The organism is Butyrivibrio sp. (genome assembly GCF_017940685.1).
Lineage (GTDB): Bacteria > Bacillota > Clostridia > Lachnospirales > Lachnospiraceae > Butyrivibrio.
Window position 1 is genome coordinate 1 of sequence record NZ_JAGAYD010000142.1, and the last position, 15,569, is coordinate 15,569.

15 protein-coding genes are annotated in these 15,569 nt (G+C 42.9%); 6 read left to right on the forward strand and 9 right to left on the reverse strand.

Features of this window, described 5'->3' with window-relative positions:
• Positions 1 to 197: 197 nt before the first annotated feature.
• Entirely contained in the window at positions 198 to 1,076 is an 879-nt protein-coding gene (locus J6I68_RS09000; protein WP_292219797.1) for a TIGR01212 family radical SAM protein, read from the reverse strand.
• A 90-nt stretch (positions 1,077 to 1,166) separates the two neighbouring features.
• Here J6I68_RS09000 and J6I68_RS09005 point away from each other — a divergent pair, with 90 nt between their 5' ends.
• On the forward strand, positions 1,167 to 1,943 hold the full coding sequence (locus J6I68_RS09005) for an HAD family hydrolase (protein ID WP_292219798.1): 777 nt from the start codon (positions 1,167 to 1,169) through the stop codon (positions 1,941 to 1,943).
• 10 nt (positions 1,944 to 1,953) lie between these two features.
• Here J6I68_RS09005 and J6I68_RS09010 read toward each other — a convergent pair whose 3' ends face one another.
• Positions 1,954 to 2,082, reverse strand: coding sequence for a hypothetical protein (locus J6I68_RS09010; protein WP_292219800.1), 129 nt, complete (start codon positions 2,080 to 2,082; stop codon positions 1,954 to 1,956).
• A gap of 73 nt (positions 2,083 to 2,155) precedes the next feature.
• Between J6I68_RS09010 and J6I68_RS09015 the strand changes: the two genes are divergently transcribed.
• Entirely contained in the window at positions 2,156 to 5,341 is a 3,186-nt protein-coding gene (locus J6I68_RS09015) for a cellulase family glycosylhydrolase (protein ID WP_292219802.1), read from the forward strand.
• A 26-nt stretch (positions 5,342 to 5,367) separates the two neighbouring features.
• Here J6I68_RS09015 and J6I68_RS09020 read toward each other — a convergent pair whose 3' ends face one another.
• Together J6I68_RS09020 and J6I68_RS09025 are read right to left on the reverse strand one after the other, a co-directional pair.
• Positions 5,368 to 7,101, reverse strand: coding sequence for an ABC transporter ATP-binding protein (locus J6I68_RS09020; RefSeq protein WP_292219803.1), 1,734 nt, complete (start codon positions 7,099 to 7,101; stop codon positions 5,368 to 5,370).
• Positions 7,098 to 7,751 (reverse strand): hypothetical protein, encoded by a 654-nt coding sequence (locus J6I68_RS09025; RefSeq protein ID WP_292219804.1) that lies wholly within the window; start codon positions 7,749 to 7,751, stop codon positions 7,098 to 7,100. The genes J6I68_RS09020 and J6I68_RS09025 overlap by 4 nt, the downstream gene beginning before the upstream one ends.
• Before the next feature lie 227 nt (positions 7,752 to 7,978).
• Here J6I68_RS09025 and J6I68_RS09030 point away from each other — a divergent pair, with 227 nt between their 5' ends.
• Positions 7,979 to 8,158 carry a hypothetical protein gene (locus tag J6I68_RS09030; RefSeq protein ID WP_292219806.1) on the forward strand — a complete coding sequence of 60 codons (180 nt, stop codon included), beginning with the start codon at positions 7,979 to 7,981 and terminating at the stop codon, positions 8,156 to 8,158.
• 71 nt (positions 8,159 to 8,229) lie between these two features.
• On the opposite strand, the gene J6I68_RS09035 is transcribed toward J6I68_RS09030, so the two are convergent.
• Positions 8,230 to 8,469 carry a hypothetical protein gene (locus J6I68_RS09035; RefSeq protein ID WP_292219807.1) on the reverse strand — a complete coding sequence of 80 codons (240 nt, stop codon included), beginning with the start codon at positions 8,467 to 8,469 and terminating at the stop codon, positions 8,230 to 8,232.
• A 132-nt stretch (positions 8,470 to 8,601) separates the two neighbouring features.
• Here J6I68_RS09035 and J6I68_RS09040 point away from each other — a divergent pair, with 132 nt between their 5' ends.
• Positions 8,602 to 9,219: a YgjV family protein gene (locus tag J6I68_RS09040; RefSeq protein ID WP_292219808.1), complete on the forward strand. Its 618-nt coding sequence runs from the start codon at positions 8,602 to 8,604 to the stop codon at positions 9,217 to 9,219.
• Positions 9,220 to 9,230: 11 nt separating this feature from the next.
• Here the strand turns inward: J6I68_RS09040 and J6I68_RS09045 are convergent, their stop codons facing one another.
• On the reverse strand, positions 9,231 to 9,470 hold the full coding sequence (locus tag J6I68_RS09045) for a hypothetical protein (RefSeq protein WP_292219809.1): 240 nt from the start codon (positions 9,468 to 9,470) through the stop codon (positions 9,231 to 9,233).
• A 169-nt stretch (positions 9,471 to 9,639) separates the two neighbouring features.
• Here J6I68_RS09045 and pta point away from each other — a divergent pair, with 169 nt between their 5' ends.
• Positions 9,640 to 10,623, forward strand: coding sequence for a phosphate acetyltransferase (gene pta, locus J6I68_RS09050; RefSeq protein ID WP_292219811.1), 984 nt, complete (start codon positions 9,640 to 9,642; stop codon positions 10,621 to 10,623).
• A 91-nt stretch (positions 10,624 to 10,714) separates the two neighbouring features.
• Here pta and J6I68_RS09055 read toward each other — a convergent pair whose 3' ends face one another.
• Positions 10,715 to 12,118 (reverse strand): sensor domain-containing diguanylate cyclase, encoded by a 1,404-nt coding sequence (locus tag J6I68_RS09055; RefSeq protein ID WP_292219812.1) that lies wholly within the window; start codon positions 12,116 to 12,118, stop codon positions 10,715 to 10,717.
• 147 nt (positions 12,119 to 12,265) lie between these two features.
• On the opposite strand from J6I68_RS09055, the gene J6I68_RS09060 reads away from it, so the two are divergent.
• Entirely contained in the window at positions 12,266 to 13,501 is a 1,236-nt protein-coding gene (locus J6I68_RS09060) for an extracellular solute-binding protein (RefSeq protein ID WP_292219813.1), read from the forward strand.
• A gap of 42 nt (positions 13,502 to 13,543) precedes the next feature.
• Here the strand turns inward: J6I68_RS09060 and larC are convergent, their stop codons facing one another.
• A complete protein-coding gene (gene larC / locus J6I68_RS09065; protein ID WP_292219815.1) occupies positions 13,544 to 14,815 on the reverse strand; it encodes a nickel pincer cofactor biosynthesis protein LarC in 1,272 nt (423 codons plus the stop codon).
• 21 nt (positions 14,816 to 14,836) lie between these two features.
• Positions 14,837 to 15,202 (reverse strand): hydrogenase maturation nickel metallochaperone HypA, encoded by a 366-nt coding sequence (hypA, locus tag J6I68_RS09070; protein ID WP_292219816.1) that lies wholly within the window; start codon positions 15,200 to 15,202, stop codon positions 14,837 to 14,839.
• Positions 15,203 to 15,569: the final 367 nt, after the last annotated feature.

The following is a 15,569-nucleotide window of genomic DNA, read 5'->3' on the forward strand; positions in this document are numbered from 1 at the left end:
AGTGGAGGAAGTGAAGATATCCTCTGAATTAAAATCAAAACGCTGGAACACGGAAGTGACCGAAAGAGATCGCCTCTATCTCACTAAACTCGGCATGAACCCAGCATAATTATTTTGAGTGTGTATTACACGACTTTTAGGTTGCTATTGTTTAGCACATTCATCGCCAGAAGCATATTGTTTCTCTCCTAGAACCATTATAACACGTATTTCTGGATTTTATTCCATACATGTTTTTTGTTTGCGCTCCACATTGGGGCAAGCAGGATCTTCTTGTCTCCATCCCCAGTCAGTCTGTGGATTATTACGTTTTCAGGTATGATATCTACGCATTCCTTTAGTATTTCTATATATTCATCCTCGGAAAGGACCTCTATAAGGCCCTCCTGATACTCTTTTTCAAGGTCGGTCCCCTTAAGTATGTGAAGCAGCTGAAGCTTAATGCCACTGGCCCCGGACCTGCACACGTAGCGAACAGATTCAAGGATATCCTGCCTTGTTTCACCGGGAAGTCCGATTATCAGGTGGGTTATGACTTCTATCCCCCGCGCCCTGAGGTCTTTTACCGCCTTGTCATACACAGGCAGCTCATATCCTCTTCTGATGTACCTTGCAGACTCTTCATGGATAGTCTGAAGCCCAAGTTCGACCCACACAGGCTTTTTCCTGTTTAGCTCTTCTAAAAGGTCAAGAACCTCCTCCGGGAGACAGTCAGGTCTTGTTGCCACGGACAATACCACAATATCAGGGTGCTCTATTGCCTCTGTGAAAAGAGCTCTAAGCCTTTCCACCTTGTCGTAGGTCCCTGTATAAGCCTGGAAATATGCAATATATTTGCCATCCTTTATCTTCCCTGCGACCTTCTCTTTTCCAAGCTCTATCTGCTTGGTGATGGAAAGCCTTGCGCTCTCTGCAAATTCTCCGCTTCCGCCCTCAGAGCAAAAAATGCAGCCCCTTGTGCCCAGCTTTCCGTCCCTGTTTGGGCAGGTAAAGCCGCCATTTAGAGCTATTTTGTAGACCTTGCAGCCAAATCTTTCCCGCAAATATTCGTTTAAGAGCATAGCTTTTCTGCTCATGTGGTTGTGCTCCAAATTAAAAATAACGATAAATCTTACAAATAATAAGTTATAATAATCATAGCATATGTTTTAACTGGAGATAGTTTTATGATTTTGTTTTTCGATATTGACGGCACTTTGTGGGATTACAAGAACTACATCCCAGAAAGCACCAAGCTTGCGATCAAAAAGGCCCAGGAAAATGGCCACCACTGCTTTATAAATACCGGTCGTGCAAGGGCATTTGTTCACGATAAAGATCTTCTTAGTATAGGTTTTGATGGAATAGTTTCATCCTGTGGATGCATGATCGAATATAAGGGAGAGACTCTTTTTAACAGAGTTATCCCAAAAGAAGACGCCATAAGAACCATAGAGGCAGTAAAAAGACACGGATTTAAGGCAATCCTTGAAGGTCCCAAGTACCTGTATATGGACAGAAGTGATTTTGAAGGGGACATGTATGGCGAAAAGGTCATGCGTGAAATGGGAGAAAATCTCCTTGGGATCACTGACAACTGGGGAAACTGGGAGATGAACAAGCTCTCCTGCGACTGCACAAGCCCAACAAGGGACCAGTGCTTTGAAGAAATTGGCGACCTGTACAACTATATCCTTCACACCGACACCATCGTAGAAATGGTGCCAAAGGGCTTCAGCAAAGGAACCGGTGTACTGGAAGTGTGCAAGCTATTGAATGAAGACCCCCGTAATACTATGGCTTTTGGAGACAGCATCAACGACAAGGAGATGCTTGAAACTGCTGGCATTGCAGTTGCCATGGGAAGATCCTCAGACGAAACAAAAGCCCTGGCAGACTTCGTCACCTCCAATCTTGAAGATGACGGAATCTGGAAGGCCATGAATAAATATCAATTGATATGATTGCGTTTTATCAGAGCTGAAGGCAGAGCTTCTCGTTTTTCTTTTCTTCCTTCAGGTACTTAGCCACATCTCTGGCCATTGTTACAGCAAATACTACATTGTTTCTGCAATCTGAAATACATTCTCTTATTTTTGACATATTTTTGTACCTCTTTTCTGTAGTAATAGGTATTACATGTATTTATACGAACTAACGAAGTGGATGGCAAAAAATGAAAAAAATTTTTGGAGTAATTTCAATCATCGCAGCATTTTCACTGATTCTGGGCATTTTATCTTCAGGGTTTACTTCCCATGCAGAAGATAGCTCTTTTATCCATGCAAGGCCCAGCGCCAATGGCCAGCTGTCTGTAAAGGGCACTCAGCTCGTAGATAAAAACGGCTCTCCCGTTATTCTTAAAGGCATAAGTCTTCACGGCCTCACCTGGTTCCCAGACTTTATATCTAACGACATATTTAAGCAGGTCTCCACCGAATGGGACTGTAACCTCATAAGACTTCCCATGTATTCTGAGCTTTACTGCAATGGAGAAAAAGATGAAAACGCAGCGCTTCTAAGACAAGGTGTTGACTATGCCATAAAAAACGATATGTACGTCATGGTTGACTGGCATATCCTTAACGACTATGACCCCAACATCAACATCGATGCGGCCATGGACTTCTTTAGCCAGATTTCTTCCGAGTACGCCGGCGTTCCAAATATCATCTACGAGATATGTAATGAGCCCAATAAAGAGTGCTCCTGGAGCGACGTTTATGAGTATTCAAACAAGGTCATCCCTATTATCAGAGCAAACAGCCCGGATGCTATCATTTTGGTTGGTACCACCACCTATGACAGAGACCTTATCATAGCCTCCAGAAAACCCCTTGATTTCGACAATGTAATGTACGTTCTTCACTTCTACGCTGCCACTCACCAGGAAGATCTTCAGGGTGAGCTGCTTGAAGCCCTTGATAAGGGACTTCCTGTATTTATTTCTGAGTGCGGCATCTGTGAAGCCAGTGGAGACGGCGAAATAGACTTTGAGACTGCGGCTAAGTGGTTCGACATCCTTCACGAGCATGGTACCAGCTACGCTATCTGGAGTTTGTCCAACAAGGACGAGTCCTCCGCCATGTTAAAGCCCCAATATGACCCTCACGAGCCTATGACGGACGCAGATCTTACTCCAAGCGGAACCTGGGTCAAGGCTCTTATTAGTGGTCAGGAACCGGATTTAATCCCTATACCGGAAGCTGCGGCAAAGAAGGTCGTCCTTCCATCAGCTCTTTTGCAGTCTCTGACCCAGAGAGATGTGACAATAATCAACGCATGGCTAAAAATAGCGCTTGATATTCTAATTCTTGAGGCTGTAGCTGTGATTTTCGTAGTCACAGTAAGATCTATTTCCAGAAAAAAATACTTGACTTACGACAATCTTGATGCCACAAATCCTACAAGCAATCCGAAGATAAAAGAGAAAATCTTCTCTGTATTAAAAAGAATCGTGCTCCTTCTTAGCATATTCTTTACGCTTATGTATCTGTTCTGGCGTATAGCCTACTCAGTCCCTGTGGAAATGGGACCTGTTGCTGTGGCCTCCAATATTATCCTGCTGGTTGTGGAGGTTTTTGGATTTATCGAGTCCATAATCCTTTATATGAACCTTTTGGCCTTAAAGGATCATCCTCTGCCAGCTATTTCAGATGATGAATTTCCTGAGGTTGACATCTTTATAGCCACCTATAATGAGCCCGCCGATCTCCTAAGAAAGACAATAAATGCATGCAACCACCTTAGATATCCTGACAAGTCCAAGGTGCATATATGGCTATGCGACGACAACAGAAGAAGTGAAATGCGCTCCCTTGCTGATTCCATGGGAATTGGTTATTTCGATCGCCCTGACAACAAAGGTGCCAAGGCAGGTAACCTAAACAATGCCCTCGGAAAGACCAGCTCTCCTTACGTAGTAACCTTGGACGCTGATATGCTGGTAAAGAGCGATTTCCTTCTTAAGACCATTCCTTACTTCATAGACGCAAAAAAGAAGAGCGAGAGCCTTCCTGCGGAAAAGAAGATACGTCTTGGACTGTTGCAGACTCCTCAGTGCTTCTATGAACCTGATATTTTCCAATATGCTCTTTATTCTGAAAAGAGCGCTCCAAATGAGCAGGATTTCTTTTACAGGACCATTGAAGTTGCAAAAACTTCCACAAACAGCGTAATTTATGGCGGTTCAAACACCGTCATTGCAAGAGAAGCACTTGAAGCAGTTGGGGGCTTCTATACAGAATCCATCACAGAAGATTTTGCCACTGGATTACTTATTGAGTCCCATGGCTTTGTCAGCCTTGCCCTTCCTGAGCCCCTGGCCAGCGGAAAAACCCCTGATACCTTCAAAGAGCATATCAAGCAGAGGATCCGCTGGGGCCGCGGCGTTATCAGCACAGCACGCCAGCTCCACCTGTTCAGACGAAAGGGACTTTCTCTTTCCCAGCGCCTTAGCTACTGGAGCTCCATGGTTTACTGGTATTCGCCTGTAAAGAACCTGATCTATATCATTTCGCCGCTGATCTTTGCTGTGTTTGCCATCCCTGTGTTCAAGTGCTCCTGGCTCGATCTTCTGATCTTCTGGGTTCCAATGTTTATCATGCAGGATCTGTGCCTGAGGGCCAACAGTGATAACGCCGTATCCCTTAAGTGGAGCGGAATCTACGAGACCAGTGTAATGCCGCACCTTCTTGTGCCCATAATCAAGGAGTTCTTTGGCATCACTACCAAGAAGTTTGCTGTTACTGATAAGTCTGCAAGAAAGGTAAAAAGAGGCTCAGATCTTAAGTCCATGATGCCATACCTTGTGCTTATCGCTCTTTCTATAGTCGGAATCATAAGGTGCATCGTCATTGCAAAGGGACTTCAGTCACTTTCACTTATCATCCTGATATTCTGGCTTATCAGAAACTCTTACTACCTTGCCATGTCCATGTTCCTTGAGGATGGCAGGGACAGCGAGGCTGATATAGTCCACGTAATAGACGCTGAGCCTGTCCTTATGACCAAGAAATCCGACGGCCAGAGGTTTGAAGGCATCACAACCTTCCTTACTGAGCACAGTCTTAAGATCTTCCTGGACGAAACAGGAGACCTGGTCATTGGCGACATGGTGGATGTAGCAGTAGATGCCCTCACAGCATCAGCAGATCTTGGCTGCGTAGTTACTGGAATCACGCCTTCAAGGTCCGGCGTATCTGCAGTTTATTCACTTGAAATACTGGATTTAAAAGGAACTGGCGATGAATATCAGCAGATATTATTTGACAGAGTGCCCACTCTCCCTCAGTCCCTGAACAGAGACTACGGTATAATCACTCACCTTCTAAGAAATATTGCCCACCGCATACTGCGGTGAGCAACACCTGTAGATCATATATTTACTTATACTTTTCCAAGCTGCATCCGGTAATACTTCTCGTACAGACCGCCCTTTTGGATAAGTTCTTTGTGTTTACCACGTTCTTTTATACCGTCTTCATCAAGAACAATGATCTCATCTGCCCCAAGGATAGTTGAAAGCCTGTGGGCGATGGTGATCGTTGTTCTTCCTTTTGCCAGCTTATCAAGACTTTCCTGAATATATCTCTCACTCTCGTTATCAAGAGCACTTGTAGCCTCATCAAGGATCAGGATCGGAGGATTCTTAAGGAATACCCTTGCTATGGCAATTCGCTGTTTCTGGCCTCCAGAAAGCCTTGCTCCCCTCTCTCCTACCTCTGTATCAAAACCATTTGGCAAAGTCTCAATAAAGCCTAAAAGATCGGCATTTTTGGCAGCCTCAACAATCTCTTCCATGGTGGCGTCAGGTTTACCGTAGGCGATATTCTCTTTTACCGTGCCATTAAACAGATATACGTCCTGCTGTACAATTCCAATAAAGGATCTAAGGGACTTCTGAGTCACATCCCTTATGTCAGTTCCGTCTATAAGGACCGCTCCGCCGCTAACATCGTAAAACCTTGGAAGGAGCGAGCAAAGGGTGGTCTTTCCGCCGCCAGAAGGCCCTACAATTGCTATTGCCTTGCCAGCCTCCACATGGAGGTTGATATCCTTAAGGACCGCTTCTTCGTCTCCATATGCGAAAGATACGTTCCTGTAGTCGATAACACCCTTTACGTCTTTTAGCTCTTTTGCATCCGGTCTGTCCACTATCTCGGGCATTGTATCCATGACATCTGAAAATCTTTCAAAGCCCGCCATGCCCTTCTGCAGCTGCTCGGTGAACTCCACCAGCACGTTTACGGGGTTAATGAAAATATTGATGTAGAGGGCATAGATCGCGATATCTTCGCCGGTCAGCTGTCCCTGCGCGATGAACACGCCGCCAGCTACCAGCACTGCCACAAACATAAGTCCCTCAAAGAGGTTATTTCCTGAATGGAAAAGAGCCATCTGCCTGTAATTGGCCTGTTTTGAATCAAGGAACGCAAGATTTGACTTATCAAACTTGCCCTGCTCGATGTCTTCGCCAGTAAAGGACTTTACAACCCTGATACCGCCAAGGGTATCCTGCAGTGATGAATTGATGCCTGCGATCTTTTTCCGGTTGTCAGAAAAGGTCCTTCTCATCTTCTTGTTCTGGCTGACAGAAAATGCAGCCATGCAGACAACAACAGCAAGAAGGCACAAGGTCATGGGAACATTGATCCTCATAAGAAGGATGAAGGATCCGATGATCTTAACCACTGAGATAAAGATATTCTCAGGACCGTGGTGAGCCAGCTCTGATACGTCAAAAAGGTCTGAAACCAGCTTGGACATCATCTCTCCTGTGTTGTGTGTGTCATAGTAGGAGAAAGAAAAGGCCTCAAACCTGTCAAACAGCTCCCTTCTCATGGTGGATTCCATCCTGGCGCCCATCATGTGGCCCTGGTAAGTTACGTAATACTTACAAAGGCTTCTGACCGCATACATCGCGATCAGAAGCACTGCAATAAGTCCTATTCTCTTTAAGATCACCTCTGGGGCCTCTAAATACAGCGTAGCCCGGAGGATCCTCATAAATTGTGGGAATGCCAGATCGATTGCCGACATGATCGAAGCACATAAAAGATCCAGCAAAAAGATGCCTATATAAGGCTTATAGTAGGGTATAAATTTCTTGATAAGCTTCATTTAACCTTGTTTCCGCCCCATTCAACCACGGTAAAGCCGTTTCTTTCCGGGGTCTCAATAATCTGAGGACAAATCTTTACGTAAACATCTGAAGGATACCAAGCCATGAACACTCTGATCAGGGTATCAGGCTCTGGTGTAACGGAAAGTTTCGCCCCATTACGATAAGTTCTATCCTGGAAGCTTATCATGTTATATGGGTTTCTTTCAAGGTCTGGAAGCCAAAACTTCAAAAATTCTTCCATCTCTGCATCGTTGAGACCAAGCTTTGGAAGCATATCTCTTAGGAAAGTCTCAGTTTCTGAGCCTTTTACACAGTATCCTGTGTAGAAATCATACTCAAAGTGAGGAACACCTTCCCAGAAGAGGTAGTCATACTGCTGTCCCTCAAAAGTAATGGTGCCATCCTTTGTTGCTGTCACATTCCAGGTGTTATCTGCATTAAATTCAGGGATCAGTTCTGTGATATCTCCATCATAATCGAGGCTGACCGAGATCTCCTGGCCATCCTCCTGTGGATATAAGTATATAACTGGCTTAAGGTCTTCATTTTCACTTAAAATGCACTTGTCAGCCGCGTATCCGCCCCATCCTGCTATTAATAAAAGAGTAGTCGCTAAGATCATTCCAACAATACTATTTCTTTTCATTAGCTCATACCTCCTTTGCTTATCTATACTCATTATAATTCATATTTCGGCTATTGTTCGAAATATTGTGAGAAAATTCCATAAATTTTTCGACATTTTTTAATCTTAATATTCTTTTTATAAATTCTTAAGGTGATGGTAAGTAAATCTACACATTTATAGTTTACTATTTAGTAAAGTGGTCAGATTGGATTTTTGGTTTTTTGTAACAGTTGGAGGACGAGCCTATGGATATTAATACTTATAGCGGATACAACAAGGTATCAGAACCCAAAACAATAGATACAGTTAATCTTAACGGAAAATATGTCGATTCTAATGCCTTGAAGTCTAAAATTGTCACAATAGCAGCATCATCTGCTTTTCTGGCAGCTTTTGCTACTTTTGTTGCACTTTTATTGTTGTGATTTTTTTGTATTAATTTACAAAGCAAGGAGACTTGTGGCCTCCTTGCCTTTTTTATTGCCAATCAGGTTGTTCATGAAAGCATACCGCCAAGAAATGCCTCTGGGGTAGCAATAGTAGACTTCTTTTCCTGCCACTGATCATACAACTCAGCTCTCTGCATACCAGTATAGCCCTTTTTCTCCATATCAAGCTTATCCCAGGCGTCTTCGAATGCTTTTCTTTCTTTTTCAAGCTTGGGATCGATAGCTTTTCCAGCACCGCCAGAAATGCCCTTAAGTTCTTCATCTGTTAATTTCTCGTTGATTCCCATTGTCAGTTCCTCCTCACATGAATATCTCTTGGATAAATAGCTCAGTCGCTTTATAATTATTTATACGAAACAAAAAAGCTAATGGCAAAATTATTATAACAAAAAACCATTACACAAAGGAAAGAGGTTTTTATGAACACAAAAGTTCTTATTGAAGCAATCGGATATACAGGTTCAGCGCTGGTTTTAGTGTCTTTCCTCATGGTATCTGTAGTCAAACTGCGTGTGGTGAACACCATAGGAAGCGTTATTTTCACGATCTATGCCTTTATCATCCACTCCTATCCTACAGCCATCATGAACCTTTGCCTTGTGATGATCAATATCTACTATCTGGTCAAGATGAGCAACACAAGTAAAAACGCCAGAGAATACGACCTTGTAAAAGTATCCCCTGACGACTCTATGCTTGGTTATTCAATTGACAGGCAGAAAGAAGATATCGAGAAATTCTTCCCTGGTACCACAAACAAGTTTAAAAACTCCAATTCCGCTTACATGGTTTGCTATAAAGGAGCTCCTGTAGGCATCTTTGTTGGTGATCAGGACGAAAAGGGCGATCTTAGCATCCTTATCGATTATTGTCTGCCTGAGTACAGAGATTTTTCAATTGGCAAATTCCTTTTTGCAAATCTCGCTACAGTAGGCGTAAAATCAGTGACTTTCAATGGCCCTGATACCTATCACAAGGAGTACCTGGCCAAGAACGACTTCGCCAAGCAGGGCGACAAGTACGTGAAAGTACTCTGATCATCTAATTATCATTTCTGAAAGTTCGGATCCGACATCATCTTCATTGTCTCGATATCATTGGCAGTGAGCTTGATGTTGGATTCTAGTGTTTTTCCATCAGGAGTTGTAACCTTCATGGCAAGAACAGTTCCTTCTACCATTGCAGTATCTTTTACCGCCATGAAAAATGGCATTACCTTTGGATGATCCTGCTGAAAAGTCTGTAATCTCTGCTGCATTTGCATCAGCATCATAGGGTTCATATTCATGATATTTTCCTCACAATATAGTTTATTAATTAACAAATAAATTTTAATGTAAAAGTTGAGTGAAATCAAACTTTTTTTGATATCATTGTCTTATAATACGCTTGCGCTTCGAAATGATAGCGCTTACATAACTGAAACTAGATTCGCATTTTTTAAGGAGGATAAGTAAATGTACGGATTTGGAGATATGATACAGAAGCTCAAAAAAGACCCTAAGACAATCGTTTTCCCAGAGGGAAATGATCCAAGAATCTTAGAGGCAGCTTCACGACTTCTTGCAGGAAACTTCATCAAGCCTATTCTTTTAGGTAACGAGGAAGAGATCATCAAGGTTTCTGAGGATGCTGGTTACAACATCCGCGGAGCACAGATCATCGATCCTGAAAATTTCGATAGGTTTGATGAGATGGTTGACCTTTTCTGCGAGCTTAGAAAGAGCAAGGGAATGACACCTGATAAGGCTATCCCAATGCTCAAGCAGACTAACTACTTCGGAACAATGCTTGTAAAGATGGGTCTTGGCGACTGCCTCCTTGGCGGTGCTACATACTCAACAGCAGACACAGTTCGTCCTGCACTTCAGATCATCAAGACTAAACCTGAGAACACAATCGTTTCTTCCTGCTTCATCCTTGTTCGCCCTTCAGCAACTGGTGACAACGAGGTTATCGCAATGGCTGACTGCGGAATCAACATCAACCCTAACGAGGATGAGCTTGTTGAGATCTGCGGCGAGACAGTAAACTGCGCTAAGAGATTCGGTGTAGAGCCTAAGGTTGCATTCCTTTCATTCTCAACAAAGGGATCAGCTAAGGACGATACAGTAACCAAGATGCAGAACGCTACTAAGAAGGCACAGGAGAGGTATCCTGAGATTCCTATCGATGGAGAGCTTCAGTTCGACGCTGCTGTTTCACCTCGTGTAGCTAAGCAGAAAGCTCCTGGTTCACCTGTAGCAGGTCACGCAAACACCTTCATCTTCCCAGACATCAACGCTGGTAACCTTGGTTATAAGATCGCTCAGAGAATGGGTAACTTCGAGGCTTATGGTCCTATCCTTCTTGGACTTAACGCTCCTATCAATGACCTTTCTCGTGGATGCAACGCTATCGAGGTTTACTCAATGGCTATCATCACAGCATCTCTAGCTTGATGATATACATGTGATATATGTTATATAACTTTTCGGTTTAAAATATGAGCCGTCTTCATGATGAAGACGGCTCAGTTTTATTGTCATATTATCAGGTGTTGTTGGCGTGGCGCCTCTCGTGTCTTTTGTAATATCTGGCTTTGTCTTTATACATCTCCTCATCGGCATTTTTGATGGCCTTATTGATGTCTGCAGAGACCTCGATCCACTCCCATCCTACTGCAATAGCAACGCCCCTTGCTTTGAGCTTGAATTTCTCAACCATTTCCACAAACTTCTCTTGTGATACTTCCGGAACAAGAGCTATAAATTCATCGCCACCAAATCTGTAGCAGAATTTCTTTTTGAAGATGGAACCAAACAGATAAGCAGTATCTCTGATCATCTGGTCTCCTGCTTCATGGCCCTTTTCGTCATTTATGGCTTTAAGCCCATTTATATCTGTGTAGCACACTCCCACAGGTACTGACATCTCTTTGAGCAGCGCAAGTTCCTGGTTAAGGGCATATCTATTGCCAAGTCCTGTCAGGCCATCATGCCCTCCCATGAACATAAGCTCCTGAGTAAGCTCATGATTCTTGATCTGCGTCGAAAGAAAGATGCTTACTGTCTCCATAACCTCTGAGATGTTAAGCCTTAGCTCATTTGAGTAATTATCCGCAACAAGGAATCCTATCCTTTCATCCTTGTCTCTAAGAACAGATACAGCATATCTTGAGCATTTTCCGGCCAGATACTCATTGTACATCTCAGGCTGTACATCTGCGATCGTAGATGTATCGTTCATGGCAAAAAAGTTCTTTCCTCTCAGCTGCCTGTTCCAGCTGCTGATAATGTCGTATTTTTCGAATATTTTCTTAGGAGGAAGATCTGCAGAACTACTCTTACTTATCCATTCATATCTGTCGATTAGCTTATTTCCATCATTTCTTACCACGTATACCCTGTCAGCCTCAAGAGTCTGACCGATCAGCCTAAGCACCCTTTTGATTCCCTTGGCAAAATCCGAGGTAGAACCAGCCTTAGCGCACTCAATAACCAGTTTATTGGTATTGGATTGCAGATCTCTGGTATCCTCATCTCTTTTTGCTGCTGTCACATCGTGGATGATATATGCGCAGAACCCCTTCTGAAACACAGGAACTGCCCAGAACTCCAGCCATAGATCGTGCTGAGAGTTATAAGACCTGTTTATGGAAGACTGTCTTAAGATTGCAGCCTGATAGCTGAATTTGATCCAGTCCTCATCCTGATTGTTAACTGTGGTATAAAAAGTAGAGCCGATCAGCTCAGCTGTAGAAAATCCCGTCAACTGCGCATACTTTTCATTAGCGAACAGGAAAAGCATGTCCTTTACAGTTCCAAAGGGATCAGTTAAAACCTTAAAAATGCAACATGCATCAGGAAGTTCTTTTAGCATTGATAAAATATCGCTGCTAGAAAGCTCTGTATCAAATGAATATCCTATCTTCCCTTCTGTTTCTTTATCAGGCATAGCAGTCTCCTTGACAAGCTGTTGGTGGTTACATATTTCCAAAATAATTATACAATACAACTCGCTTTATTTCACCATAATTTATTATTTTTTCATTTATTAACACTCGCAATATGATAAAATTATTTCATCTCGGAGGAAAACTTAATGAGAGAAAAGCTTAGAAAATCAGTATCAGTCATCTTATTGATAGCACTGATGGCCATTTGTTTTGGCTGCTCTTCCAAGCAAACAACATCGAACGGCCCTGTAACTACCATAACAATTGCAGCAAGGGACGGCTCTCACTGTGATGTCATAAATGCTGTTAAAGGTGACTTTGAAAAAGAAAATTTCTGTATGGTCAACGTAGTTCCGCTTAGCGCTGATGACATACATAAAACAGCAATCGATGATTCTTCAAACGAAGTAGGAATGTACGATGTCATCATGATCGACGATCCTCTGATGCCTGAATATATTGAAAAGAAGATAATCCAGAACCTTACACAGCTTGGCTATTTGGACGACGAAGATTTCGTAGAAAAATCAAAGCTTCTTGGAAAAGACCCATATCCTCTGGGCGCAACCTATGCTCTTCCATTTTCTGGTAATGTTCAGCTCGTTTTCTACAACGAAGATTTAGTAGAAGACCCCAGTGTACTTAGTAACTGGAGCAGTATCTACAGTAAATGTCAGACAGTAAATCAGGCAGGCAAAAAAGGTTATGCAATCCGTGGACAGGCTGGAAATCCTATTGTTTCAGACTTTTTGCCCATATTGTGGGCCTTTGGCGGAGATCTGTTTGACGAAGATGGAAAAGTGATATTAAACTCCCATCAGAGCCGCGAAGCCTTGGAGTTTTATTGCAAGCTCTACCAGACAGGCGGCAATTACACAAAAGATGAGCTTGTAGATGTAATTAACTCAGGAGAAGCTGCTATCGCCCTTGGCTGGCCTTCCTGGTTCATTTCAGGAGAAGGATCCAGCGCCGCTATAGCTCAGATTCCAGGAAAAAAGACATCCTCCTCTGAAGTACTTGCTACAGGAGAGATCGGAAACTGGCTCCTTGGAGTCACAACCAATTCTGCAAAACCTGATCTTGCCCTTAAGTTTGCAACATATCTGACCAGCGAGGATGTTCAACGCAAAGCTCTTGAATACGGCGGCGTTCCCACAAGAAAGTCCATATTCAGAGATCCCGAGGTCTTAAAAGAGTATCCTTACTTTGAACAGCTCTACAGCGGAACCAACAACTCAAGAGTACGTCCCAGAACAACAAAATGGGCCCAAATTGAAGAAGTTTTTGGCCAGGAGCTGGTTAGATGCATTGACGGCGAAATAACCGTAGATGAAGCCATAAATAACTCTCAGGAGGCCATTGAAAAGCTATTCGAGAAGTGATCATACAAAATGAGCTGTGAAGCAATGCTTCACAGCTCTTATTTATTCTTCAGGTAAGAAATCTATCAGTTCTTTTTTAAGCTCTATAACAGACTTTCCTGTCCTTCTGGATATTCCTGCAAGATCGTCATACTCGAATTTCCTGCGCTGTACATCATATCCTGAGGAATTTTTGATCCTGACCTCTCCATAAGGAGTCTGAATCTTTTCTATCTGCCTTGTAAGCACGTATCTGTTGCTGACGTTCTCCCTTATGCCAATTGTAGTTGTGTGTTTGAAGATAGTTTTTACAACTGTCTCTTTTTTATCTTCCCTGCACATGCAGGTCAAAAGAAATCCCGGGCGATTCTTTTTCATAGCAATTGATATTGTATAAACCTCCAAGGCACCTGCCTCAAAGAGCATCTCTGTTGCAAAACCAATCTCTTCCGGAGTCATGTCGTCAACGTTGCAGGAAAGCTCTACGACCACATCGGCCTCATCATTTGCCTCTCCAACAATGGCACGAACACAGTTTGCCTGAGGGAAATCTTTTTTGCCCATTCCATAGCCTATCCTGTCAACAGCCATTACAGGCTGAGCGCCAAAATCAAAAGCAAAATACTTAACAAGAGCTGCTCCAGTTGGCGTGCACAGCTCTCCGCTGATCCTGTCAGATGAATAGCTTGGTATACCGCGAAGGAGATTTGCTGTAGCAGGAGCTGGTACTGGAAGTATGCCGTGCGAAGTCCTTACCTGGCCATTTCCTACGTTAATAGGAGATACGATCACCTTATCAGGATCTATTTCGTGCATCATGTAGCAGACTGCTGCAATATCAGCTATTGCGTCAAGCTTGCCAACTTCATGGAAATGGATATCTGACACATTAACGCCGTGTACCTCACTTTCAGCCTCAGCAAGAAGCTGGTACACCTCTCTTATGTCGCTTCTGATCTCTTTTGGAATATTAAGACCTTCTATGATCTCTTCAATCTCATAGAGGGAGCTGTGTGAATGCTCATGATGGTCATGATCGTGGTGGTGGTCTTGATGATGCTCGTGCTCATGGTCGTGATTATGACTATGCTCATGGTCATGGTGATGATCTGAAACATCGGCGCTCTCTTCCTCTTCGCCATCAATAAGCACAGAAATATGCTCACCAACCACTGCACACTTTTCAGTTTTGGTGTTTTTATAAGCAACCTTGGGAATTCCCATGGAATTTAACTCCCCAATGATCTTTTCTTTGTCCTCAAAGGTACCAAGAAGCGCTGAAGCAAGCATATCTCCTGCTATACCCATTTTACATTCCAGATAAAGAATCTTCATAAATCCACCTGTAGTCTTTCTTTAATCTTCTATCACAACATTTGTTAAAACCACATCACGTCCAGCTATTATCCTGGCCTTTCTGCCGCCGCAATTTGGACAGAGATAATTGTGTTCTCTTACTGGTTCATATTCGCTGCCACATTCCTCACACAGAGCTGTGACTGGAACTTCTTTGCAGATAAGCTCCGCCCCCTCAAGAATTGTCCCCTTGGACGCATCTGGATAGTACTTGTGCATATAATATGGCATTACTCCGCTTGTCTTACCAATAGTGACTTCTATACTCTTTACAGCCTTGGCTTTATTTTCATTTGCCACTTCTATCGCAAGAGAAACCATCCTTGCGATATAGCTCATTTCATGCATGTTTGTTACCTTAACCACTTCTAAAACTTATTTTTTACGTTCATTTTACTACAATTTAATTGATTGTGACTGTTTTTCTTGCAATAATAGTATTAGGAGGTGGAGTATGGCTCACAACGTTGCAATTCAATGTGTAGGATGTGGTCGAACTTTTGTGGCTCGAAACAGCGCAAATCCTTTCTGCTGTAAGGCCTGCAAGATAAGATACTCATATCATTATAATTTCAAATGCAGAGAATGCCGAAACGCGTCCTGTGAAGTCAGGAATAACGCATTACAGGGTTGTGCTGCGAATTGCCCTAATCTTAAATGGAATCCTTGATTTTTAGATGATATTTATTGTAGATTGTAAATAAGGTATATAACCTATATGGGTTATATACCT

What these genes read in the sequence shown, in the direction of transcription:
- J6I68_RS09010 (WP_292219800.1), bottom strand. Translation starts at nt 2,082, where the DNA reads ATGTCAAAAATAAGAGAATGTATTTCAGATTGCAGAAACAATGTAGTA.
- larC (WP_292219815.1), bottom strand. Translation starts at nt 14,815, where the DNA reads ATGAAGATTCTTTATCTGGAATGTAAAATGGGTATAGCAGGAGATATG.
- pta (WP_292219811.1), top strand. Translation starts at nt 9,640, where the DNA reads ATGTACGGATTTGGAGATATGATACAGAAGCTCAAAAAAGACCCTAAG.
- J6I68_RS09015 (WP_292219802.1), top strand. Translation starts at nt 2,156, where the DNA reads ATGAAAAAAATTTTTGGAGTAATTTCAATCATCGCAGCATTTTCACTG.
- J6I68_RS09030 (WP_292219806.1), top strand. Translation starts at nt 7,979, where the DNA reads ATGGATATTAATACTTATAGCGGATACAACAAGGTATCAGAACCCAAA.
- J6I68_RS09035 (WP_292219807.1), bottom strand. Translation starts at nt 8,469, where the DNA reads ATGGGAATCAACGAGAAATTAACAGATGAAGAACTTAAGGGCATTTCT.
- J6I68_RS09020 (WP_292219803.1), bottom strand. Translation starts at nt 7,101, where the DNA reads ATGAAGCTTATCAAGAAATTTATACCCTACTATAAGCCTTATATAGGC.
- J6I68_RS09045 (WP_292219809.1), bottom strand. Translation starts at nt 9,470, where the DNA reads ATGAATATGAACCCTATGATGCTGATGCAAATGCAGCAGAGATTACAG.
- J6I68_RS09055 (WP_292219812.1), bottom strand. Translation starts at nt 12,118, where the DNA reads ATGCCTGATAAAGAAACAGAAGGGAAGATAGGATATTCATTTGATACA.
- J6I68_RS09005 (WP_292219798.1), top strand. Translation starts at nt 1,167, where the DNA reads ATGATTTTGTTTTTCGATATTGACGGCACTTTGTGGGATTACAAGAAC.
- J6I68_RS09060 (WP_292219813.1), top strand. Translation starts at nt 12,266, where the DNA reads ATGAGAGAAAAGCTTAGAAAATCAGTATCAGTCATCTTATTGATAGCA.
- J6I68_RS09025 (WP_292219804.1), bottom strand. Translation starts at nt 7,751, where the DNA reads ATGAAAAGAAATAGTATTGTTGGAATGATCTTAGCGACTACTCTTTTA.
- J6I68_RS09040 (WP_292219808.1), top strand. Translation starts at nt 8,602, where the DNA reads ATGAACACAAAAGTTCTTATTGAAGCAATCGGATATACAGGTTCAGCG.
- J6I68_RS09000 (WP_292219797.1), bottom strand. Translation starts at nt 1,076, where the DNA reads ATGAGCAGAAAAGCTATGCTCTTAAACGAATATTTGCGGGAAAGATTT.